Below are 21,550 nucleotides of genomic sequence, written 5' to 3'. Positions count from 1 at the left end.
CCGCCGGCGTCAGCGCGTCGGCTGGTCCGACGCCGTCGCCGAGGAGGAGGTCGGGGAGGACGGCGACGCCGCCGCGCCGGGGGTCGGCTGCGCCGTCGTGGCCGTCCCGGTGGCGGTGGGGTCGGAAGTGCTCGTGGACGTGGGGCTGTCCGTCGGGGAAGCGGTGGCGCTCGCGGAGTGCGTGCTGCTGGGGGACGCCGTCCCCGTCGGTGAGGACGTGCCGGTGGACGATCCGCTGGGCGACGAGGTCGAGGTGGCTGCGTCGGTCGTTGCTGCCGGCGACGAGGGGGCCTGGCCGGTCCGGGCGTCGTCGTGGTGGTCGTGCTCGTGGCCCGGAGCTGCCGCCGAGGCGGTGACCGCCTCCGACGGCTCCTGCGAGGGCTCAGCGGTCGGCTCAGCGGTCGGCTCAGCGGTCGGACCGCAGGTCGGGAGGTCGCTCGGCGCCGTGATCGCCGTGGCGGTCGCGGTGGGCCCGCCGGTGACCGAGGGGGTCGCGGTCGGGTTCCCTGTGGGCCCAGCGGTCGCCGCGGGGGCTGATGTCGGCTCCGAGGTCGGTTCGGAAGTCGGCTCCGAGGTCGGCTCCGAGGTCGGCTCGGAGGTCGACTCGGCTGCGGGACAGCAGGCGGCAGGCGGGACCGCCTCCGCCGGAGCGGCGGTCGGCTCAGCTGTCGGCACGGCGGACGCGGTGGCCGTCGGCTGGGCCGTCGCGCTGCTGTCAGCCGCAGCCGTCGCGCCAGCGCTCGGACCGGCGCTCGGGTCGGCCTCGGCCCCCACCGCCGCCGCCACGCAAGCGGTCGCGCTCGGGTCCGGCACCGCCGGGCTGGGCGCGGCGGACGGGGTGGGCGAGGTGGTCGCGGCGACCTCCACCGGCGGGGGCGGAGCGCTGGACGGCGCGGGCGGCACGGGTACGAGGTCGGGCAGCGCGGGCAGCACGGACAGGCCCTCGGTGTAGGCCGCCGTCCACGCGAGCACGGTGGCGGCGTAGGCGCTGGAGCGGTTGTAACGCCACAGCGCGGCCACCTGGCCGTCGCGGGTGGACAGGTCTGCCCCGCTGGCGCAGAGGTAGCGAGCGGCACCGAGGGCGGCGTCGTCGACGTCGTCGGGGTCGGCCACGCCGTCCCCGTCCGCGTCGGCGCCCCAGGCCCGCCACGTGGCGGGGAGGAACTGCATGGGACCGACGGCCCGGTCGAACTGGGCGTCGCCGTCGAAGCGGCCTCCGTCGCCGTCGGAGATGACCGCGGTCCCGGGCACGGCCCCGTCCAGGCGCGGGCCGAGGATCCTGGTCAGGGTGCGGCCGGCGGCGTCGACGCGCCCGCCGGAGGCGTGGCCGGACTCGATCTTGCCGATGCCGGCGAGCAGCTGCCAGGGGATGCGGCAGCTGGGGTCGGTCACGGCCGTGCGCTCCTGGGCGGCGCGGTAGGCCGCCAGCACGCGCTCGGGGACGCCCGCCTGCGTGCCCTGCACCACCAGGGGGCCCACCTCGCGGCCACCGTCCGCGGGGGGCTCGGACGCACCGGTGGGGGCGGGGGCGGCGACCGCGTCGGACAGCGGCACCACGGGGGCGGGGGCGGCCTGCGCCGCACCGGACGGGGTCGCGGCGGCGGGCGCGACGAGCACGACGTCGCCGGGGTCGCGGACGACCTCGGACGAGGCGGCCACCCCGGCTCCCGTGGCCACCGCCACGGCGCACAGAGCGGCGGTGGACCTCATCCGCGCAGAGCGGGACGACCCGCCTTCCCGGTGAGCGGCCTTGCGCATGGAACCCCCCTCGCGGCGCCACCAGGTGCGGTGGGCGTCAGCGGAGGCTCCAGCATGACGGCGGACGAACCGGGACACAACCGACATCGCGATGACCTCAGAGCGACGCCCAGGTGGCGCAGCGTGATCACCGACCTTGTCACGCGTCGTCACCGTGCGCCACCGGTGTGGAACCGGCGCACGCCCTGGGGCCTCGCCCGCCCGCGGACGGCCGGTGGGAGGATCAGGGCATGAGCGAGGCCACGAGCACCGCCGAGACCGTCGACCGCCCCCTCGTGGAGGCGCCCGGCACCGAGGTCGAGGTCGAGGGCGCCGGTGACGCCCAGCGCCTCGCCGAGCGCGGCTCCAACCGGAGCCAGCGGCCCACCTCGCAGGCCTTCCGCGACTTCATCGCCAGCGGCTGGGCACCCCGGCCGGCTCCTCCCGAGCGCCTCGCCGCGGCGCCGTGGGCCGCAGCGCGCCGCGAGCGCATCAGCGCGCGCTTCCCCGGTGACCGGCTGGTGCTGCCCGCCGGGCCGCTGAAGGTGCGCAGCAACGACACCGACTACCGCTTCCGCCCTCACTCGGCCTTCGCGCACCTCACCGGCCTGGGCGCCGACCGCGAGCCCGACGCGGTGCTCGTGCTGGAGCCCCGCGAGGGCGGGGGGCACGAGGCGCAGCTGTTCTTCCGCCCCCGGGCCGAGCGCACCACCGACGAGTTCTGGGCCGACGCCCGCTACGGGGAGTTCTGGGTGGGCGTGCGCCCGTCCCTGGAGGACGTCGAGGCGGAGCTCGGCCTGGCGTGCCGCCACGTCGACGGGCTGGCCGAGGCCCTCGCCGGTCCCCTGCCCGGGTCGGACGGCGTGGTGCGCGTGGTCCCCGACGCCGACCCCGCCACCAGCGCGCTGGTGAGCCGGTCCCGCTCCTCGGCGCCGCTGGACGTCAGCACCGACGGCGCCGAGCGGCCCGACCCCGACGCCGAGCTGGCCGAGGCCCTCTCCGAGCTGCGCCTCGTCAAGGACGCCTGGGAGGTCGAGCAGCTGCAGGAGGCCGTGGCCGCCACCGTCGCCGGGTTCGCGGACGTGGCCCGCTCGTTGCGCGCCGCGGTCCGCCACGAGCGCGGCGAGCGCGTGGTGGAGAGCGCCTTCGAGGGCGTCGCGCGCCGGGAGGGCAACGGCGTCGGCTACGAGACCATCGCCGCGGCCGGGCCGCACGCCTGCACCCTGCACTGGATCCGCAACGACGGGCCGGTCCGCCCCGGCCAGCTGGTGCTGGTGGACGCGGGCGTGGAGGCGACCTCGCTCTACACCGCTGACGTCACGCGCACGCTGCCGGTGGACGGCCGCTTCTCCCCCGCCCAGCGGCGCGTCTACCAGGCGGTGCTCGACGCCGCCGACGCCGCGTTCGCCGTCGCCCGGCCGGGCTCGAGGTTCCGCGACCTGCACGCCGCCGCGATGGAGGTGGTGGCCGCGCGCCTGGAGGAGTGGGGGCTGCTCCCGGTGAGCGCCGCGGAGGCCCTCGACCCCGAGACCGGCGGGCAGCACCGCCGGTGGATGGTGCACGGCACCTCCCACCACCTGGGCCTGGACGTGCACGACTGCGCGCAGGCGCGGCGCGAGATGTACCTCGACGCCGAGCTGGTGCCCGGCATGGTCTTCACCATCGAGCCAGGCCTGTACTTCAAGGCCGACGACCTGCTCGTCCCGGACGAGCTGCGCGGCATCGGCGTGCGCATCGAGGACGACGTGCTGGTCACGCAGGACGGCTGCGTCAACCTGTCAGCGGCGCTGCCGCGGCGCCCCGCTGACGTCGAGAGCTGGATGGCCTCCCTGCGCTGAGCGCCCGCGACACGACGAGGCCCGTCGCCGTCCTGGTCGGGACGACGACGGGCCTCGTACTGTCTGGGGGACCGCTCAGTAGGCGCCGGGCTCCCGCTGGAGCGGGCGGACGCCCTCGAGCCCCTCGATCAGGCGCCGGGCGCGGCCCGCCTCCTGCTCGGCGCAGATCACCGAGTAGCGCGACGCGAGGATCGCGTTGACGGAGCTGAAGTCTCGTCGGCCACCGGTGAGCGCGTAGCTGATGACGCCGAAGAGCATCCCCGAGCCGGCGCCGATGAGCACCGCGGCCAGCCAGATGCTCAGGTCGCTGCCGCCCACGAAGAGCATGAGCAGCAGCCCCAGGAACAGGCCGAACCACAGGCCCGACGCCGCCCCCGCGAGCGCGACCCGGGCGTAGGTGAGGCGCCCGGTGACGCGCTCGACGCTGCGCAGGTCGCTGCCGACGATGCTCACCAGCTGCACCGGGAACCCCTCGTCGGAGAGGTGGTCGACCGCCTTCTGCGCCTCCAGGTAGGTGGCGTAGGAGGCGATCTCGGTCCCGGTGGGGAGGGTGATCCCCCCGCGGACGCGGGCCTGGGGCGAGCCTGCGGACATCAGAGCCCCCTGGTGCTGCTGGTGAGCGGACGGTGGGGCGTCACGGCTGTCACACGGACTCGTCGGCGCCGGCCTCGGCGAGCTCGGTGGCCTCGACCTCGCTGCTGGCGCCGGAGGTGGACAGCTCGCCGCCCGCGTTCTCCAGGTGGGCGCGCACGAACCAGTGGTACTGCTCCAGCTGGCCGGACTGGCCGATGAGCAGGTCCTCGGTGATGGGGTCGATCTCGCCGGTGGCCTCGATGGCCTCGCGGTGGCTGGAGATCACGCCGGCGTAGACGAGGTCGAGCGCGCCGAGGTGCTCGATGGCGCCGGCGCGACCGATGGAGTACTCGTTCCAGCTGCGGTTCTCGACCAGCGCGCCGGGCGTGCCCTTGGGCGACCCGCCGAGGGTGGCGATGCGCTCGGCCACCTCGTCGGCGTACTCGCGGACGGTGTCGACCTGGGGGTCGAGCATCTCGTGCACGGCGATGAAGTGCGGGCCGACGACGTTCCAGTGGACGTGCTTGAGGGTCAGGTGCAGGTCGTTGAGCGCGTACAGCCGGTCCTGGAGGATCTCGGCGACCTTCGCGGAGTCGCCCTCGCCCAGACCGGGCACGCCGTAGTGGTTGGAAGCCATGCGGCCACGCTAGATCGACGGGCCGGGCTCCGCCCGTCGACGATCGTCCGCCCGGGGAGACCCCGGCCGTGGGGTCAGCGCACGACGACGGTGCTGCCCACCGGCATGAGGTCGCGCTGCCAGACGAGGTCCATCGCGGGCAGGCTCACCCGGGCGCAGCCGTGGGAGGCCGGGTGGGCGGGCACGCTGCCGTAGCCGTGCACGGCGATGCCGTCGGGGTGGAAGTACCGCGGCCGGTAGAGGCGGCCGAGGTCGCCCTCGCGCCAGCCGTCCACGGCCCGGGTGACGCGGAAGGTGCCGGCGGGGGTGTCCGCCAGGTAGCTGCGCCCGTCGTGGGTGTAGCGCTGGAACGTGCCGGTGGAGGTGTGCAGCACGAGCTGCACCTGCCCGTCGAGCACGAAGAGCACCAGGCCGCGCTCCCTGTCGACCTCCGTGGCGCGCCCGGTGCTCGTGGTGGCGCTCGGCCGGACGCCGGAGTCCAGCGCCGCGAGGACGGCGGGCCCGACGAGACCGTCGCGCCGCAGGTCAGCGGCGCCCTGGAGGGCCATCACCGCCTGGGAGGTGAGGTCTCCGTAGCTGCCGTCCGGCGCACCCAGCCAGTAGCCGAGGTCCGACAGGCGCTGCTGCAGCGCCAGCACCGCCGGGCCCCTGTCGCCGGGGCGCAGCACCTGCGGGGCGGCCACCTCGGCGGCGGGCTGGGCGGCGGGCTGGGCGGCGGGCTCGGACGACGACGAGGGCGCCGCGAGCTGCGGCGCAGCTGCCGGCTCCGCCGCCGGGGTCGCTGACGGGTCGGCTGACGGGCTGGCAGGGGCTTCGACCACGGCCGGTGGTGCGGCTGCCCCTCCGGCCGCCGCCTCGGCCGGCGCGCAGGCGCTGGCGGCCACCGCCGCACCGACCACCACCGCGAGCCACCCTCCGGTCCTGCACCGCCGCCACCGCTGCCTCCCCTGCCCTGCGGCCGCCTCCACCGGCGGCCGTCTCCCCCAGGACGCAGCGGTCCCGCGGACCGTTGCAGCAGGCACCCGTCCGGTGCTGTCCGTCGTCGTCCTGCTCCGTCCCCCGGGTGGGTGCGCGCTCCCAGTGGTCGTCCAGCGGCCGCCGCTACGCTCGGTGCACGTGAGCGGCGCACCGACCCGGGTCTTCGTCGCGCGCCTGGCCGGGCTGCCGGTCTTCGACCCCGTGGGCGACCGCGTGGGACGGGTGCGCGACGTCGTCGTCGTCCCGAGGGCCGCCCGCCGCCCCAGAGCCGTCGGCCTGGTGGTGGAGGTGCCCGGCAAGAAGCGCATCTTCGTCCCGATGACCCGCGTGACCAGCATGGACACCGGTCAGGTCATCACCACCGGTGTGCTCAACGTGCGGCGCTTCGAGCAGCGCGAGGCCGAGGTGCTCGTCATCACCGACCTGTTCGACAGGGAGGTGGTGCTCAACGGCGCCGCGGCGCGCGCCGTGCACGGCGGGGACGTCGACGGTCCCGTGGAGGGCCTCGTCGAGGACGTGGCCCTGGAGCAGCTGCGCTCGCGCGACTGGGAGGTCGGCCGGCTCTTCGTCCGCGAGGCGGGCAAGGGCGGCAAGAAGAAGGGGCTGCGCCGCAAGGGCTCCACGGCCCTCATCGACGTCCACGACGCCGCGGGCCTGTTCGGCACCCCCCAGGAGCAGGGCGCCACGCTGCTGGCGGCCTCCCTGGAGGAGATGAAGCCGGCCGACATCGCCGACCTGCTCCACGACATGCCGCTCAAGCGCCGCGTGGAGCTCGCCTCCGAGCTCGACGACGAGCGCCTCGCCGACGTCGTGCAGGAGCTCCCCGACGACGACCAGGTGCAGATCCTGTCCGCGCTGGGCCGCGAGCGCGCCGCCGACGTGCTGGAGGCGATGGAGCCCGACGACGCCGCCGACCTGCTCAACGAGCTGTCCGAGGAGGCCGCGGAGCAGCTGCTCGGGCTCATGGAGCCCGAGGACGCCCGCGACGTGCGCCGGCTGCTGGCGTACGAGCAGGACACCGCCGGTGGCCTCATGACCACCGAGCCCGTGGTGATGGGCCCTGAGGCGACCGTGGCGCAGGCCCTGGCCACGGTGCGCCGCACGGAGGTGCCCTACACGCTGGCGGCGGCCGTCTACGTGGTGCGCCCGCCCGCGGAGACGCCCACGGGCCGGCTGCTGGGCGTGGTGCACCTGCAGCGCCTGCTGCGCGAGCCCCCGCACGAGGCGATCGGCGGCCTGCTCGACCGCGAGATCGAGCCGCTGTCCCCCGACACGCCGCTGGCGGTGGTGACGCGGCGCCTGGCCACCTACGACCTCGTGTCGCTGCCCGTGACCGACCCGCAGGGCCGGCTGCTGGGAGCGGTCACCGTGGACGACGTGCTCGACCACCTGCTCCCGGACGACTGGCGCGAGGTCGACGAGGAGCACGTCGAGCCGCAGCAGACGCTCGAGACCGTGACCGGGTCGCTGCGCGCGGTGGACCCCGCCGCCAGCTCGTCCGGAGGCGGGAAGAAGCAGAAGAAGGCGGGGGGTGCGCGCCGTGGCTGAGGACCGGGAGGGCCGCCGTCGCGACGCCCTCGACGTGCCCCGCGAGAGCCGCCAGCGGCTGAAGCCGCGCGTGCCGCGCCTGGACGGGGAGCGCTTCGGGCGGCTGTCGGAGGCGTTCGCGCGCTTCATGGGGACGCCCCAGTTCCTGCTCTACATGACGCTGTTCTGCGTCGCGTGGATCGCGTGGAACACGCTGGCGCCCGTCACGCTCCAGTTCGACCCGAAGTCGCTCAACTACACCCTGCTCACGCTGATCCTGTCGCTGCAGGCCTCCTACGCCGCCCCACTCATCCTGCTGGCGCAGAACCGCCAGGACGACCGCGACCGGGTGGGCCTCGAGCAGGACCGCCAGCGCGCGGAGCGCAACCTCGCCGACACGGAGTACCTGGCCCGCGAGGTGGCGGCGCTGCGCCTGGCGGTGAGCGAGGTGGCCACCCGCGACTTCGTGAGGTCGGAGCTGCGGACGCTGCTGGAGGAGCTGGAGCTGCTCGCGGCGGAGCAGCGCCGCGCCGACGACGACGAGGGGCGCCTGGACCAGCCCGTCGACCGCGGCCGCTCCACCCCGAAGGCGCGGGCCAAGGCCCGCAGGCGCGACGCCGAGCCGCCCGCCGAAGGAGCGCCCGAGCACCTCGCCGAGCAGCCCACCGAGCACCTCGCGGGTTCCGGTGAGACCGGGTCGGCGCTGCAGGTGGACGAGAGGGTCGTCCGCGAGGCCTGAGCACCGGCGCGGCCGCTCAACCCGGGCGCGGGGGCTGCCGATGACCCGACGGTGACGACCTTCCGGCCCGGACACACGCTGTCGTCGCTGCAGTCGATGCAGCGGCGACGCCTCGGTGACGTCCTCGTCGACGCGGGCGTGCTGACGCCCGAGCAGCTCTCCGAGGTGCTCGCCAGCCAGCAGAGCGCCACGGGACGCCGCCGCAAGCTCGGTGAGCTGCTCGTCGAGTCGGGCATCGCCGACGAGCGGACCATCGCGCGGGCCCTGGCCGACCAGCTCGGCCTGACCGTGGCCGACCTGTCGCGCATGGCGGTCGACCCGGAGGTCGTGCGCACGCTGCCGCGCCAGGTGGCCGAGCGCACCCGCGTGGTGCCGCTGGAGCGCACCAGCTCCGGTCTCGTGGTCGCCGTGGCCGACCCGACCAACGTGCTCGCGCTCGACGACGTGCGGCTGCACACGGGCTCGACGGACCTCGTCGTCACGGTCGCCACCGAGAGCCAGGTCCGCGAGCAGCTCGCCCGCGCGTGGTCGCTCGGCCAGGACCGCTCCACGGCCTCAGCCGTGGAGGAGTCGGGCGTGGACCTCGACGCGAGCCTGGGCTCACTCGCCTCGATGGAGGCCGACGCCGCCGTCAACGACGACGACTCCCCCGTCGTCAAGCTGGTCAACCGCATCCTGTCCGACGCCGTCACGGCGCGGGCGTCCGACATCCACGTCGAGACCCAGCGCGACGAGCTGCGCGTGAGGTTCCGCGTGGACGGCGTGCTGCGCGAGGTGATGTCGGCCTCCAAGCGCGTCGCCGGGCCCGTCATCAGCCGCATCAAGATCATGTCCGGGCTGGACATCGCCGAGCGGCGGGTGCCGCAGGACGGGCGCAGCCGCGTGACCGTCGACGGCGTCGCCTTCGACTGCCGTGTCTCCACCCTCCCCACGCTGCACGGCGAGAAGGTGGTCATCCGCCTCCTCACCCGCGGTGACGCCGTCCCGGACCTCGACTCCCTCGGGTTCGAGCCGGAGCAGCTGGAGGTCTTCCGCAGGGCGCTGTCCGTGCCGCAGGGGCTGGTGCTCATCACCGGGCCCACCGGCTCGGGCAAGACCAACACGCTGTACTCCGCGCTGGCCGAGGTGCTCTCGCCGGAGAAGAACATCATCACGCTGGAGGACCCGGTCGAGGTCCAGCTGCCCGGCATCACCCAGGTGCAGGTGAGCACCAAGAGCGGGCTGACCTTCCAGGCCGGCCTGCGGTCGGTGCTGCGGCAGGACCCGGACATCGTGCTGGTCGGTGAGGTCCGCGACTCCGAGACCGCCGAGCTGGCGCTGAAGGCGTCCCTCACCGGCCACCTCGTGCTCACCACCCTCCACACCAACTCGGCCGTCGCCGCGCTGACCCGCCTCGTGGACATGGGCGTGCAGCCCTTCCTCGTGGCCTCCTCGCTGACCGCCGCGATCGCCCAGCGCCTGGTGCGCAAGCCGTGCGCCGCGTGCGCGGTCGCCTACGAGCCGTCGGCGGAGGTCCTGCGCGCCCTCGGTCTGCACGCCTCCGGCCTGGTCGGTGCCACCCCGCGCAAGGGCACCGGGTGCCCCGACTGCGGCGGCACCGGCTACAACGGCCGCACCGCGGTGTTCGAGGTGCTCGAGGTGGACGCGGACCTGCGCCGCGTGCTCGTCGCCGACCCGCGCGAGGCCTCGGTGGGTGAGGCCGCCGCCCAGCGCGGCATGCAGTCGCTGCGCGACTCCGCCGTGAGCAAGGCGCTGGCCGGGCAGACCACCTTCGAGGAGGTCCTGCGCGTCACGGCCTCCGACGACGCCGCGCCCACCTCGTGCCGCGCCTGCGACCGCACGCTCGAGGAGGGCATGGTCGCGTGCCCCTTCTGCGGCACCGCGCAGCAGCCCGCGGGCTGCGCGTCCTGCCAGCGACCGCTGCGCCAGGAGTGGTCGTGCTGCCCCTGGTGCGCCGCGCCCGTGGCCGGCCGTGCGCTGCGCCCGGTCGGCCCGCAGCCCCTGCCCGACCCGGCGCCGTCGGCGCGGGTGCCGCACCAGGAGGCCGCACCGCAGCGCTGGGCCTAGCCTCGGCTCGAGGCCGGGTGCCGATGCCCCGGCTGCGACCTGCGGGAGGGCGCGTGGGAGCAGCGAGGACGACACCTGGGGCGGATGACGTGCTGCTCGTCGACCCCGACGCGTGGGACGTCGACGGCACCGACCTCGACGCCGACCTCGATGACGGCCCCGTCCGCCGGACGGCGCACCGCCCCCGCCGGAGCGGGCGCCGCACGGCAGCGCTCGTGGCGGGCAGCGCGCTCGTCGTCGTCGTCGTGCTGGTGGGCTCCTCCGAGCTGCTGCGCAGCCCGCAGGAGCGCCTCGAGGGGCGCCTCAGCGACGCCCTGGAGGGCGCGGGCGTCCACCTGGCCGAGCCGGTGTCGCTGGACGACGACGAGGGCGACGGGCAGGTGTGGACCGGGCGGCTGCGCGTGGTCGGCGCCGGCGGTGCGGTCTCCGGCGTCCGGGTGGCCCTGCGACCCGAGGGCGGTGAGCTCGACCCGTCGCTGACCACCGGCCTGTTCCCGCTGGTCGACTGCAGCTCGAGGTTCCCCCTCAGCTGGGCCGGCGACAGCGACACGAGCTTCCGCACCACCCGCGCGGACCTCGCCGAGTGCGTCACCGACGACCCTCGCGGGGGCGCGCTCGTCACGATCGCCTGGCGCACGGACGAGGACGACGACGGCGCCGACGGGGTGGCGGGTCGGCAGACCTGGCTGACCGACTCCAGCGGAGGGGTCGTGTGGCTGCACAACGGCCCGGGCGACGGCGGTCCCGGCGGGCTGACCGGCGAGCAGCAGCGGGCCGTCGCGACGTCCCCGGAGCTCGTGGCGCCCCTGTGAGCGCGTCCACCGCTGCGCGGTGAGCGGCGCGCCCGGGTGCGCGCCTACGCTCGTGGGGTGAGCCTGCTCCGCCGCCCGTCGTCCGCAGCGGAGCCGGGTCCGGAGGAGTCCGCGGTGCGGGCGGCGCTGGGCACGGTGCTCGACCCGGAGATCCGCCGGCCCATCACCGAGCTGGGCATGGTGGGGTCCCTGGAGGTCTCCACCACCGGCGCGGTGCTCGTGCAGGTGCTGCTGACCACGTCGGGCTGCCCGCTGCGGGACACCCTCGAGCGCGACGTCACCGCCGCCGTCATGCGCGTGGAGGGCGTGCGCGCGGTGCGCGTCGACCTGGGCGTCATGGACGACGGCCAGCGCTCCCGCCTGCGCGACGTGCTGCGCGGCCCTGGTGGCGAGCGCGACGTGCCGTTCGCCAGGCCGAGGTCGCTGACGCGCGTGTACTGCGTGGCCTCCGGCAAGGGCGGTGTCGGCAAGTCGACCCTGACGGTGAACCTGGCGGTGGCCATGGCCCGCGACGGGCTGCGGGTCGGCCTGGTGGACGCCGACGTCCACGGCTTCTCCGTGCCCGGGATGCTCGGCACGACCGACCGTCCGGTGAAGATCGACGACGTGGTCATCCCGCCGGTGGCGCACGGCGTCAAGGTGATCTCCATGGGCATGGTGGTGCCCGACGGGCAGCCGGTCATGCACCGGGGACCGCTGCTGCACCGCGCGCTGCAGCAGTTCCTCACGGAGGTGCACTTCGGAGACCTCGACGTGCTCCTGCTGGACATGCCGCCCGGCACCGGAGACGTGCCGATCAGCGCCGCGCAGCTCCTGCCGGGCTCGGAGCTGCTCGTGGTGACCACCCCCCAGCCGGCGGCCGCCGACGTCGCGCACCGCTCCGGCGGGCTCGCGGCTCGCACCGGGCAGGGCGTGGTGGGGGTGGTGGAGAACATGAGCTGGCTGCCGATGCCCGACGGCTCGCGCCTGGAGGTGTTCGGCTCCGGCGGGGGCGCCGCGGTGGCCGAGAGGCTCTCGCGCGGGTCCGAGACTCCGGTGCCGCTGCTGGCGCAGGTCCCGATGGACGTCGCCGTCCGCGAGGGCGGTGACGCCGGGACGCCCGTGGTGCTCGCCGCACCGGACTCCCCTGCGGCACTGGTGCTGTCAGACCTCGCGCGCACGCTCGGGCGGCGCGCTCGCGGCCTGGCCGGGCGACCCCTCGGCGTCGTCCCCGTCTGAGCAGCGCGACCGCCGCTGCCCGTCAGGTCGGCGAGGTCGTCAGGTGGCTTCGAGGTCCACGGGGGCGCCCGTGGAGGAGCGGGCCATCGGGACGGCGGGGGCGTCGGCACCCTCGGGCTGCGCCGAGGCGTCGAGGTCGGAAGGGGCCGGCGCCGGGTCGCTGCTGGGGGGAGCGGACGCACCGGAGGCGGGGTCCTCGGTGCGCCCCACGGCTGCGGCCTCCGCCGGCGACGCCGCACTGGCCGGTCGCTTGTCGGCGGGGCTGACCGACGGCATGCCGGCTCCCGGTGGGGTGCTGCTGCTGCTGCTGCCCGCACCGGTCGCCGCCGCGCTGGTGGCGCCAGCCGCCCCGACGGCCCCGGCGGCCACCGCAGCACCGGTCACGGGCGAAGGCCCGCCACTGCTCACGGGCTTCGGCGCGGGACGGGCGGGCGGCTCGTCCTCGTCCTCGAGGCTGTCCGTCAGCGCGTCTCTGATGATCTTGCGGGGGTCGTACTGGCGGGGGTCGAGCTTCTTCCAGTCGACGTCGTCGAACTCCGGGCCGAGCTCGCCGCGCACCTGCTCGCGCAGGCCCATCGCCATCTTGCGGCCCTCACGGACCATCCGCCCGAGCTGGGCGGCGTACTTGGGGAGCCGCTCAGGGCCCACCACGATGAGGGCGATGACGAGCAGCACCGCGAACTCGCCGGGGTTGATGCCGAACACAGCTTGCTCCCTCGCTCACCGCACCGGGCCCCGCAGACCGGGACACCGGGCACCATCCTGCCCCCGCCGGGGAGGTGCAGGGGCCGCACCCGCACTTCACGGGTGCTCCCAGACCTCAGCCGACGAGCGGAACCACCCGTCCGGGGCCCCCCAGCACCCGGGGACCGGCGCGTCGGGCGGGCGGCGCCGCCGGGCGCACGGGCGCGCGGTGCTCCAGGTGCTTGCGCAGCTGGGCCCTGGCTCGTGACAGGCGAGAGCGGACCGTGCCGGTCTTCACGCCGAGCACCTCCGCGACCTCTTCGTAGGTCAGCCCCTCGACGTCCGCGAGGACGACGACGGCCCGGAAGTCCGGCGAGAGCCTGTCGAGAGCCGCCTGCACGTCGACGTCGAAGCGACCCGCCTCGAAGGCCCGCTCCGGGCCGGCTCCGCGGTCGGGCAGACGGGCGGCGATCTCCTCGGTGAGGGCGTCGAAGCGCAGCCGGCGGCGGCGTCGCGCCTGGTCGAGGAAGAGGTTGGTGGTGATGCGGTGCAGCCAGCCCTCGAAGGTGCCGGGCACGTAGGAGTCGAGGGAGCGGAAGACGCGGACGAAGACCTCCTGCGTGAGGTCGTCGGCGTCGTCGCGGTCACCGGTCAGGCGGTAGGCGAGACGGTGCACCCGTGCGGAGTGCTCGCGGACGAGCTCCTCCCACGAGGGCGGCGTCCACGGCTGCTCGGCCGCCTGCGCTGACATGCGTCCCACTCTGCCGCTCCTTCCTGGCAACGTCCTGGGCAGCCGGTGTGAGCCGGGTCACTCGTCACGGAGACGCCGGCGGCGCGTCAGCGGCGACGCGCCGCCAGGAGCAGTCCCTCGCCACTGGGCACGAGGGCCGGCAGCAGGTCCGGGGAGCTGCGCAGCGCCCGGGAGAGCTCACGGACCGCCGTGGTCACCGGGTCGCGCTGGGCGGGGTCGCCCGCGCGGTCGGCCGACAGCGCGCCGTGCAGGGCGACCACCCCGCCCGGGCGCAGCAGCCGGACCGCGCGCTCGAGGTAGGCCGCGGTGCCGATCGGGTCGGCGTCGAGGAGCACGAGGTCGTACCCGCCCTCGGTGAGGCGCGGCAGCACGTCCACGGCGCGCCCGGTGATGCCGCGGATGCGCCCGCTGCGCACCCCCAGCTCGGCGAACGCCGTGCGTGCTGCCCGCAGGTGCTCGGCCTCGGCGTCGATGGTGGTCAGCACGCCGTCGCGAGGCATCCCGCCCAGCATCCACAGCCCGGAGACGCCCGCGCCGGTGCCGACCTCCACCACCGCGCGCGCGTCGACGGCGGCGCACAGGGTCTGCAGCAGCGCTCCCGCGCCGTTGCCCACCGCGGCGATCCCCAGCTCGCGGGCCCGGGTGCGGGCCCGCTCCACCGCCTCGGACTCGGGCACGAAGTGCTCGGCGTACTGCCAGCTTCCGGCCTTCGAGCCGCTCGCCGAGGTGGCCGGGGCCCGGCGCGCGGGCGCCGGGACCGCCGGACCCTGGGCCCCGCTGCCCGAGGCGCCCGGCAGGCCCGGGAAGGCCGGCGTCACGCCAGGTCCTCGAGGAGGCGCAGCAGCACGCGCGCCCCCCAGCCGGTGGCGCCGCGCGGCACCTCGTGCTGCTCCTTCTCGGAGCGGCCGACACCGGCGATGTCGAGGTGGGCCCAGCGGCGCTGCCCCACGAACTCGCGCAGGAACAGGGCGGCGGTGACCGAGCCGGCCCCCGGCGCCGGCGACGACGGCACGTGCCGCAGGTCGGCGACCTCGGAGTCGAGGGTGGGGCGGTAGTCGTCCACGAGGGGCATCCGCCACACCCGCTCCCCCGTCGCCTCGCCGGCAGCCGCCAGGGCGGCGGCGAGGGCGTCGTCGTCGGTGAAGAGCGCGGCGTGCTGGCGGCCCAGGCCCAGCGTCGCGGCGCCGGTGAGGGTGGCCACGTCGAGCAGCAGCTCCGGGTCGAGCTCGGCGTCGGCCAGCGCGAGGGCGTCGGCCAGGACCAGCCGGCCCTCGGCGTCGGGGTTGTCGACCTCCACAGTGGTGCCGTCCAGCACGCGGATGACGTCTCCGGGGCGGTAGCTGGCGGCGCCCAGGCCGTTCTCGGCGAGCGGCAGCAGCGCGGTGACCGGGCGGGGCAGCCCCGCCTCGGCGGCGGCCACGACGGTGGCGAGCACCACGGCCGCTCCCGCCATGTCGGTCTTCATGGCCACCATCGACTCGCGGGGCTTGAGCGCCAGGCCCCCGGTGTCGTAGGTGATGCCCTTGCCCACCAGCACGACCCGGCCCCGCTCCCCCGCCTCCGAGGGCGGGGGCGACGACGACGCCGGCGTCCAGTCGACGCGGACGAGGCACGGCGGGTGCTGCGAGGCGGCGCCCACGGCGAGCAGGCCCCCGGCGCGGCGCTGTGCGAGGTCCTCCTCGTCGAGCACCGACACCTCGAGCGTCCCGCTGCCCGGGGCCACGTCGGCCCTGGCGGCGAGGGCGCGGGCCTGTCCCGCCACCCAGACCGGGGTCTTGGTGGAGGACGGGGTCGCGGCGAGGTCGCGCACGCGCCAGGTGGCGGCGGCGGCGGTCGAGGCGGCGGCCAGCGCGCGCTCGTGCCCGGACGGGGCGCCGAGCAGCACCGCGGTGCGCACCGCCGGCTCGGGGCCGTCCTGCAGTCCGGTGCGCGGCGGTGACCACGAGCCCAGCAGCAGCCCCTCGGCGAGGGCGCGCAGCCCGTCGTCGTCGAGGTCGGCGGCGGCGGAGGTGGCGACGCGGTCCAGGCCGCGGGCGGTCCGGGCCAGCGCGGCGCCGGCGCGGCGCAGGTCCCGGGCGGAGCCCGAGCCCGTGCCGAGCAGCACCAGGCGCACGGGAGCGCCGTCGCCGTCGCGTGGGTCACCCGTCAGGCGGGCGCCGTGCACGGGCAGTGACGTGCCGGCGGCGGCGCGCCAGCGCGCCAGGCGGCAGACCTCGACCAGGTCGAGCCCGGCGGCGGTCGCGGCCCAGGCGGAGCCGGCGCCGAGCGCCACGCGGTCGGAGGCTCCGCCGTCGTCGTCACCGGGTGCGTGCTCGGGGGTGCCCTCGCCGCGCGCAGCACGGCCGACGGGCACCACGAGCAGGGAGCAGCCGCTGAGCCCGCTCACACCACCGACGCCACCGGCGGTGCCGGTGGCGTCGGGGACGTCGAGGGGGGCGATGACCTCCACCCGCGGGAGCGGGCGGTCGGTGCGGGGACCGACCTGCAGGTCAGCGCCCGGGTCGAGCGCGGGCGGCGCCGAGGGGGGAGGCGCGCCGGCCACGCTCAGCCCGCGGCGGTCTTGAGCGCGTCGCCGAGGGCGTTGGCCTCGTCGGGGTTCATCTCGACGACGAGGCGGCCACCGCCCTCGAGCGGCATGCGCATGACGATGCCCCGCCCCTCCTTGGTGACCTCCAGGGGACCGTCACCAGTCCTGGGCTTCATGGCAGCCATGCGGCACACCCCTTCCACGTGCAAGGCACGCCATCGGTGGGAGCGGGCGCCGGAGCGCCCGCGGTCTGTGACCATCATCCCATCGGCGGCCGACGACCGGTAACCGAGGCGTCCACCACTCGGCCGCGTCCCGCAGGTCACGGCGGCCAGTCCGACGGCGGCGAGAACCTCCACAGCCACGCGACCCACACCACCTGGAGCGCCAGACCGGCCACCGCCCACGCCCCCACGGCCGCGCGCGAGCGCACCTGGACGGCGATGAGCAGCGCCACGGGCACCTGGAGGAGCAGGTAGCGGAACAGGGACGTCCACGGGTCCAGCACCACGAGCAGGTACGCCTGCTGCGCCAGCACCCAGGTGGGCAGCTCCGGCCCGAGCGAGCGCGCCGCGGGACCGGTGCACCACCACACGAGCGCGAGCAGCGAGACCACCAGCACCACCGGGCCGGCGACGTCGCCGAAGAGCTGCGAGGACGCCCGGAACCACGGCTCCACCCACACCACGCGGCCGCTGCGCCAGGCCGACTGCACCTGCGTGTACGCGTCGGGGATCCCGGTGGCCACGCCCACCGCCACCGGCCAGGCCAGGCCGGCGACACCGCTGGCGGCCAGGAGCCCCACCAGCGCGACCCGGTCGCGCACGGGCACCCCACGGCCCTCCGCGCGCCACCGCGCGACCGCGTGCACCAGCACGACCAGGGCGAACGGCAGCGCGACGGCCCGGGTGGCGCCCAGCAGCAGCACCGCCAGCACGCACCAGCCGTAGCGCCGCTCGACCAGCGCCAGCAGGGCCCACGACAGCGCCAGCAGGGCGAGGGACTCCGTGTAGGCGTACTGCAGCACCGGCGCCGCTGGCGCGCAGAGCACCAGCAGCAGCCCCGCCAGGGCCGCGCCCTCCCCCGCCACGCGGGCGAACAGGCGCCTCAGGACGACGGCGGCGGCCGCGCCGACCAGCAGCGCGGTGGTCGGCGCCACCACCTCCCAGCTGCCACCGGTCACGGCCATGAGCAGCCGCACGAGCAGGGGGTAGGCGGGGAAGAAGGCCCACTCGCTCTGCGCGGCGGCGCCGTCCTCGGAGCGCGGCAGGGGAAGGGGGTACCCGCCCTCGGCGATCTTGCGGTACCAGGTGGCGTCCCAGAGGTCGGCCGACATCACCGCGTACGACGGCGAGGCGGGCGTCCACACCGACTCGGCCTGGAACCGGGCGACGCAGACCGTGACGACCCCGGCGAAGAGCCGGGTGGCGGCGTACACGAGGAGCGCCTGCGCCCATCCCGGCAGCAGGCAGAACCGCGTCCAGACCCGACCGCCCGCGCCGGACAGCGCCGCGCCGGCGCGGTCGCGCGCCGCCAGGCCGGTGCTGGCCAGGACGTCGAGCAGGCCGGTGGTCCGGCCGTCGGGCGGAGCGCTCGCGCGCCCCGCGCTCACCGGGCGGCCCGCGCCTCGGCCTCGGCGGCGACCTTCTTCAGCGTGCTGCCGAAGGCCAGACGACCGCCGACGGCGATCGGCAGCGTGATCGCGCGCGACAGCTTCCTGCTGACCAGGGAGACGTCCTCGGTCCAGCGCAGCCGGCACCGGTCACCCGGGAGCGGCACCACCTGGACCTCGGCGTGGCCGAGCACGAGGGAGCCGCGGTGGTCGATGGCGGCGGTGCCGGCCCGGGTGGGCGTCGGCGGGTCCCAGGAGGTGACCTCCATGGGGTCGTCGAAGGCCAGGCGGCCAACGCCGCTGCGGCCGGTGAAGCGGGTGCCGGCACCGCCGGTGTCACGGTCGACGGTCATGGTGGTCAGCGGGATCCAGTCGCCGTGGCGGGACCAGTCGGTGACCAGCTCCCACACGACGTCAGCGGGTGCGGCCACCTCGCGGTGGGCGGTGAAGCGGGCCACGTCAGCTGCCCTCCTCGCGGGTCAGGGCCCAGCTCTGGGCGGGGGCCGGGTTGGGATCGGGGCTCACCGGCGGGGCCGGAGCGCCGTAGCGGGGTCCACCACCGGCCAGCGGGGTGCTGACGGCTGCGGTGAGCGCCTCGAGGCGGCGGTCCCGCTCGGCCAGCTCGACGCGGAGCCGGTCCACCACAGCGTCGACCTGGTCCATGCGGTAGCCGCGGGGCACCACCGAGAAGCGGACCTGGTCGAGGTCGGCGGGCTCCAGGGGACGCGGCGGCAGCGGCCGGTGCGGGCTGCTCGGCGTGGCGGCGGGCATGCCGGCCGGCAGGCGGCCCGCCGCGACGGCGACCACCACCCCCACCACGGCCACCGCCAGCAGCAGCAGGACGAGGCTCACGCGGCGATGCTGCCAGACGATCGTGGCCGCGGCCCGCGTGACGGTGCGGCCCGCAGCCGGTCACCGCCGCACTGCCGGCCGCTCAGTCCGGGCTGACGCACATGACCAGGCCCTCAGCGAGGGCCCGCTCGGCCATCGCCAGCAGCTGCTCGAGCATCCTCGCCGTGTCGCTACCCGGCTCTGCGCTGGTGAGGACCCTCCGGAGCTCGGCGGCCAGGTCATCGAGCTCTGAGGCGGTGAGGCGCCAGTCGCGGCCGATCGGGCTCCAGCGCGAGAACACCGGCATGCTGAGGCGTGCCGGGTCGTGGACGTAGAAGCGCTCCAGGACGTCTTCGAGCTCGGCGTCGAGGACGTCCACCTGCACCGCCGTCGGTTTCAGGCGGGTCTTCGTCTTCCGCGGAGGGCTGTCCTCGTCGTAGATCCCCACCGACAAGCCCATCACCACCACCTCCTCGGCTCACGCTGCTGAACCGCTACATGATGTGGACGGTGTGGATGATCACCGTTCCAGACAGGTCGATCTCCACCTCAGCGCTGAGGTCGCTCGGGCACTCCAGCTCAGTCCACAGCGGGAGGACCACCCACCAGCTGCCGTCGTCCTGCTGTGACGCGTCGGTCTCGCGGTGGTCCCAGATCGCCTCCGGCTGGACGACGAGCGTCGCGCCGTCGTCGCCGTACTCCTCCACCCAGTAGAGGTGGTCTGGCCGGTCACCGCGTGCGAGCGCGTCCAGCTCGGCGCGCAGGGCAGGTCGGAGGTGCTCGGGCACCGACGTGTTCGGTGTCGTCTCGGGCAGCTCACCGGCCACCAGCTCGTAGTGGGTCGCGTGGACCTCCACCTCGACCACCGCGCCGCCGGGTTCCAGCGCGTCCACGACCTCGAAGGAGGTCCGCTCCCACGCCCCATGCTCCCGCTGCCACCGCCCCAGCACCTCGGCCTGAGCCCGGGCAGCGGGGAAGTCGCTGGTGCGCACCGCGATCTCGTGGATGTCGGCGAGCGACAGCCGCTCCCGCTCCAGCTGCGAACGCACGTCGTCCAGGCACAGCTGGAGCTGGGCGACGACGTCCCCCGAGTGCAGCGCACGACCGGCCCCGTCGACAGGCACCCGCCCCACCACCTCAGCAGCGCGCGTCTTCCAGCGCGGCCTGCCGTCCTGCTTGCGCGCACCAGCGCGCTCCGCCTTCTTGGCCCTCTCGGCCCTCTCGGCCCTCTCGGCCCTCTTGGCCCTCTTGGCCCTCTTGGCCCTCTTGGCCCTCTTGGCCCTCTTGGCCCTCTTGAGCTCCATGGCCCGTTCGCCCTCCGCAGCCCGCGGCAGGTGGTCCGGGGCCCCCTCGAGAGCGGGGTGGAGACCGTCGACCTGCGCCTCCAGGAAGCCACCGCTCAGCTCGCGGACGGTCAGCTCGAGCACCCAGCGGCTCTTGCCCGCCGCCGTCCACAGAGGTGCGACGGCGGCGAACCGGCGCCGCTGGCGCTTCCCGGGGGTCTTCGCGGGCCTCGGCACAGCGGGCTCGACCTCGATCTCGTCGACCGCACCGGCTGGCATCCGCACCAGGGGGAAGGGCAGGTCCCGGACTCTGGCCTCGAGCTGGTCCGCCGACAGGCGCTGCCCCGAGGTCAGGTTCGCGACGGTCTCCCACTCACCCTCGGCGAGGAAGTCGACCACCATCGACACCAGGCAGCGCGCGTCCGCGAGGGCCTCCTCGTCGGTGGCCCTGCTCACCCGTCCCCGTCCCTCGGGGCACCCGACTCCAGGCCCTCCTGGGTGTGCACCGCCTCGGAGGGCTGCGCGGCAGCGCCGGCTGCGGCGGCCAGGCCTGCCTCGACGGCGTCGAGGGCCTCCGCGGCGCTCCTGGTCCAGATGACCTCGTCGGCGGCGGCGCGCTGCACGAAGCCGCTCGTCACGAGCGTGTCGACGGCCTGGCGCAGCGGGTCGAGGACGCCCGTGGGGTCGCAGGCGACCACGGGCTTGGCGTGCATGGCGAGCGCCTTCGAGCTCCACACCTCGATGAGCTCCTCGAGGGTGCCGAGGCCGCCGGGGAGCACCACGAAGGCGTCGGCGGCGTCGTCCATGAGGCCCTTGCGCTCGCGCATGCCGTCGGTGACCACGAGCTCGTCGGCGTAGCGGTCCCCGACCTCCTTCTCGAGGAGGGCGCGCGGGATGACGCCGTAGGTGCGCCCGCCGCCCTCGCGGACGGCCTTGGCGACGGCGCCCATCATCGAGACCGAGCCGCCCCCGGAGACCAGGGAGTGGCCGCGGGCGGCGATGAGCGCGCCGACGTCAGCGGCCAGCTGGACGTGGACGGGGTCGATCCGCTCGGAGGCGGAGCAGTACACGGCGATCGCGGGCACGATCACACCCTGCCAGCCGCTCCCTGTCGCGCACCGGGAGACGCCCGAGCCTCACCCGCCCGAGCCCACCCCTCGCCCGGCCGGCCTCTCCTCGGCCTCTCGTCCACCGGCGATCATGCGCCTGAGCGTCACGTCGCCGCGGATGGCTGGGCAGCCTGGGTGCCGGTGGGCAGGCTGAGTGCCGCGTCGGGGACGTGACCCGGGCCCGAGGCTGCCCACCGGCACTGGGGGTCCCCACCGATGTGGCGCACAGGTGCGTGATCGTCGGGGGGAAGGAGGACTTCGGGCGACGAGGACGCGTCGAGCGGCCGGCCGGGAGCGGCGACCACCGGCGGCGGGCGGTCAGCTGGCGGCGGCGATCTCGCCGGTGGTGGGACCGTGCGGCGAGAGCGGACGCCGGGGGGCCGCGGCGACGGCTGCGTCGGTCAGGGCGCGCACGAGGTCGGCGGCGTCCTCCGGGTCGAGGCGGAGCGTGGTGGTGCACACGTCGCCGTCCCACAGGGACAGCACCACGAGGGCGGCGTCGGGGTGGGTGGTGACGCGCAGGGCGCGGGCGGAGCGGTCGCGGTCGCGCACGACCGCGCTGCGGGCGGGGGCCGGGACGACGCGCATGGCAGATCATCACTCCTGCTCACAGCGCCGCGCCAGCCC

General features: G+C 75.8%; 22 protein-coding genes. 6 read left to right on the top strand and 16 right to left on the bottom strand.

The features are described from left to right. Nucleotides 1–9 precede the first annotated feature (9 nt). A complete protein-coding gene (locus tag FMM08_RS23735) occupies nucleotides 10–1,710 on the bottom strand; it encodes a lytic murein transglycosylase (protein WP_147927240.1) in 1,701 nt (566 codons plus the stop codon). Nucleotides 1,711–1,988: 278 nt separating this feature from the next. Between FMM08_RS23735 and FMM08_RS15235 the strand changes: the two genes are divergently transcribed. Next, the gene (locus tag FMM08_RS15235; protein ID WP_147927239.1) at nucleotides 1,989–3,575 is read left to right on the top strand and encodes an aminopeptidase P family protein; all 1,587 of its coding nucleotides are present in this window, start codon (nucleotides 1,989–1,991) and stop codon (nucleotides 3,573–3,575) included. Nucleotides 3,576–3,650: 75 nt separating this feature from the next. Here the strand turns inward: FMM08_RS15235 and FMM08_RS15230 are convergent, their stop codons facing one another. The 3 genes from FMM08_RS15230 to FMM08_RS15220 all read right to left on the bottom strand — a co-directional run bounded on the left by FMM08_RS15230 (nucleotide 3,651) and on the right by FMM08_RS15220 (nucleotide 5,687). Then, nucleotides 3,651–4,169 carry a YflT domain-containing protein gene (locus FMM08_RS15230; RefSeq protein WP_147927238.1) on the bottom strand — a complete coding sequence of 173 codons (519 nt, stop codon included), beginning with the start codon at nucleotides 4,167–4,169 and terminating at the stop codon, nucleotides 3,651–3,653. Between the two features lie 49 nt (nucleotides 4,170–4,218). Further along, nucleotides 4,219–4,785: a Dps family protein gene (locus FMM08_RS15225; RefSeq protein ID WP_147927237.1), complete on the bottom strand. Its 567-nt coding sequence runs from the start codon at nucleotides 4,783–4,785 to the stop codon at nucleotides 4,219–4,221. Between the two features lie 74 nt (nucleotides 4,786–4,859). Further along, nucleotides 4,860–5,687, bottom strand: coding sequence for a L,D-transpeptidase family protein (locus tag FMM08_RS15220; RefSeq protein WP_147927236.1), 828 nt, complete (start codon nucleotides 5,685–5,687; stop codon nucleotides 4,860–4,862). 214 nt (nucleotides 5,688–5,901) lie between these two features. Between FMM08_RS15220 and FMM08_RS15215 the strand changes: the two genes are divergently transcribed. The 5 genes from FMM08_RS15215 (at nucleotide 5,902) to FMM08_RS15195 (ending at nucleotide 12,126) form a co-directional block, all read left to right on the top strand. Beyond that, nucleotides 5,902–7,311, top strand: coding sequence for a magnesium transporter MgtE N-terminal domain-containing protein (locus FMM08_RS15215; protein WP_147927235.1), 1,410 nt, complete (start codon nucleotides 5,902–5,904; stop codon nucleotides 7,309–7,311). Continuing rightward, nucleotides 7,295–8,029, top strand: coding sequence for a DUF1003 domain-containing protein (locus FMM08_RS15210; protein WP_147927234.1), 735 nt, complete (start codon nucleotides 7,295–7,297; stop codon nucleotides 8,027–8,029). The genes FMM08_RS15215 and FMM08_RS15210 overlap by 17 nt, the downstream gene beginning before the upstream one ends. Nucleotides 8,030–8,080: 51 nt before the next feature. Next, on the top strand, nucleotides 8,081–10,096 hold the full coding sequence (locus FMM08_RS15205) for an ATPase, T2SS/T4P/T4SS family (RefSeq protein WP_255472439.1): 2,016 nt from the start codon (nucleotides 8,081–8,083) through the stop codon (nucleotides 10,094–10,096). 89 nt (nucleotides 10,097–10,185) lie between these two features. Continuing rightward, nucleotides 10,186–10,908 (top strand): hypothetical protein, encoded by a 723-nt coding sequence (locus FMM08_RS23095; RefSeq protein WP_187279778.1) that lies wholly within the window; start codon nucleotides 10,186–10,188, stop codon nucleotides 10,906–10,908. Nucleotides 10,909–10,965: 57 nt separating this feature from the next. Next, the gene (locus tag FMM08_RS15195) at nucleotides 10,966–12,126 is read left to right on the top strand and encodes an Mrp/NBP35 family ATP-binding protein (protein WP_255472438.1); all 1,161 of its coding nucleotides are present in this window, start codon (nucleotides 10,966–10,968) and stop codon (nucleotides 12,124–12,126) included. 39 nt (nucleotides 12,127–12,165) lie between these two features. On the opposite strand, the gene FMM08_RS15190 is transcribed toward FMM08_RS15195, so the two are convergent. The 12 genes from FMM08_RS15190 to FMM08_RS15135 form a co-directional block, all read right to left on the bottom strand. Beyond that, the gene (locus tag FMM08_RS15190) at nucleotides 12,166–12,831 is read right to left on the bottom strand and encodes a twin-arginine translocase TatA/TatE family subunit (RefSeq protein ID WP_147927233.1); all 666 of its coding nucleotides are present in this window, start codon (nucleotides 12,829–12,831) and stop codon (nucleotides 12,166–12,168) included. A gap of 115 nt (nucleotides 12,832–12,946) precedes the next feature. After that, a complete protein-coding gene (gene sigE, locus FMM08_RS15185) occupies nucleotides 12,947–13,561 on the bottom strand; it encodes an RNA polymerase sigma factor SigE (protein WP_147927232.1) in 615 nt (204 codons plus the stop codon). Nucleotides 13,562–13,647: 86 nt separating this feature from the next. Further along, the gene (locus FMM08_RS15180) at nucleotides 13,648–14,379 is read right to left on the bottom strand and encodes an O-methyltransferase (RefSeq protein WP_255472435.1); all 732 of its coding nucleotides are present in this window, start codon (nucleotides 14,377–14,379) and stop codon (nucleotides 13,648–13,650) included. Continuing rightward, nucleotides 14,376–16,103 carry a leucyl aminopeptidase family protein gene (locus FMM08_RS15175; RefSeq protein WP_222710822.1) on the bottom strand — a complete coding sequence of 576 codons (1,728 nt, stop codon included), beginning with the start codon at nucleotides 16,101–16,103 and terminating at the stop codon, nucleotides 14,376–14,378. Before FMM08_RS15175 ends, FMM08_RS15180 begins: the two co-directional genes overlap by 4 nt. A 2-nt stretch (nucleotides 16,104–16,105) precedes the next feature. Then, entirely contained in the window at nucleotides 16,106–16,273 is a 168-nt protein-coding gene (locus tag FMM08_RS15170) for a DUF3117 domain-containing protein (RefSeq protein ID WP_109772666.1), read from the bottom strand. Nucleotides 16,274–16,410: 137 nt separating this feature from the next. Further along, nucleotides 16,411–17,700: a hypothetical protein gene (locus tag FMM08_RS15165; protein WP_147927231.1), complete on the bottom strand. Its 1,290-nt coding sequence runs from the start codon at nucleotides 17,698–17,700 to the stop codon at nucleotides 16,411–16,413. Next, nucleotides 17,697–18,158, bottom strand: coding sequence for an SRPBCC family protein (locus FMM08_RS15160; RefSeq protein ID WP_147927230.1), 462 nt, complete (start codon nucleotides 18,156–18,158; stop codon nucleotides 17,697–17,699). The genes FMM08_RS15165 and FMM08_RS15160 overlap by 4 nt, the downstream gene beginning before the upstream one ends. Before the next feature lies 1 nt (nucleotide 18,159). Then, the gene (locus tag FMM08_RS15155; protein WP_222710821.1) at nucleotides 18,160–18,552 is read right to left on the bottom strand and encodes a DivIVA domain-containing protein; all 393 of its coding nucleotides are present in this window, start codon (nucleotides 18,550–18,552) and stop codon (nucleotides 18,160–18,162) included. 82 nt (nucleotides 18,553–18,634) lie between these two features. Beyond that, nucleotides 18,635–18,994 (bottom strand): hypothetical protein, encoded by a 360-nt coding sequence (locus FMM08_RS15150; protein ID WP_147927229.1) that lies wholly within the window; start codon nucleotides 18,992–18,994, stop codon nucleotides 18,635–18,637. A gap of 31 nt (nucleotides 18,995–19,025) precedes the next feature. Continuing rightward, nucleotides 19,026–20,270, bottom strand: coding sequence for a DUF7668 domain-containing protein (locus FMM08_RS15145; protein WP_147927228.1), 1,245 nt, complete (start codon nucleotides 20,268–20,270; stop codon nucleotides 19,026–19,028). After that, nucleotides 20,267–20,899 (bottom strand): LOG family protein, encoded by a 633-nt coding sequence (locus FMM08_RS15140; RefSeq protein ID WP_255472433.1) that lies wholly within the window; start codon nucleotides 20,897–20,899, stop codon nucleotides 20,267–20,269. The genes FMM08_RS15145 and FMM08_RS15140 overlap by 4 nt, the downstream gene beginning before the upstream one ends. A gap of 342 nt (nucleotides 20,900–21,241) precedes the next feature. Then, complete coding sequence (locus FMM08_RS15135) at nucleotides 21,242–21,511, bottom strand: hypothetical protein (protein WP_147927227.1); 270 nt, start codon at nucleotides 21,509–21,511, stop codon at nucleotides 21,242–21,244. Nucleotides 21,512–21,550: the final 39 nt, after the last annotated feature.

Origin of the sequence: Quadrisphaera setariae, from assembly GCF_008041935.1 — a bacterium.
In the GTDB taxonomy this organism is placed as follows: domain Bacteria; phylum Actinomycetota; class Actinomycetes; order Actinomycetales; family Quadrisphaeraceae; genus Quadrisphaera; species Quadrisphaera setariae.
Note: the sequence above shows the minus strand (reverse complement) of the source record. Positions and strands in the feature narration are given on the sequence as shown.

Bases quoted from the DNA above. Each gene is read 5' to 3' on its own strand.
- FMM08_RS15235 (WP_147927239.1), top strand. From the start codon at position 1,989: ATGAGCGAGGCCACGAGCACCGCCGAGACCGTCGACCGCCCCCTCGTG.
- FMM08_RS15230 (WP_147927238.1), bottom strand. From the start codon at position 4,169: ATGTCCGCAGGCTCGCCCCAGGCCCGCGTCCGCGGGGGGATCACCCTC.
- FMM08_RS15170 (WP_109772666.1), bottom strand. From the start codon at position 16,273: ATGGCTGCCATGAAGCCCAGGACTGGTGACGGTCCCCTGGAGGTCACC.
- FMM08_RS15135 (WP_147927227.1), bottom strand. From the start codon at position 21,511: ATGCGCGTCGTCCCGGCCCCCGCCCGCAGCGCGGTCGTGCGCGACCGC.
- FMM08_RS23735 (WP_147927240.1), bottom strand. From the start codon at position 1,710: ATGAGGTCCACCGCCGCTCTGTGCGCCGTGGCGGTGGCCACGGGAGCC.
- FMM08_RS15225 (WP_147927237.1), bottom strand. From the start codon at position 4,785: ATGGCTTCCAACCACTACGGCGTGCCCGGTCTGGGCGAGGGCGACTCC.
- sigE (WP_147927232.1), bottom strand. From the start codon at position 13,561: ATGTCAGCGCAGGCGGCCGAGCAGCCGTGGACGCCGCCCTCGTGGGAG.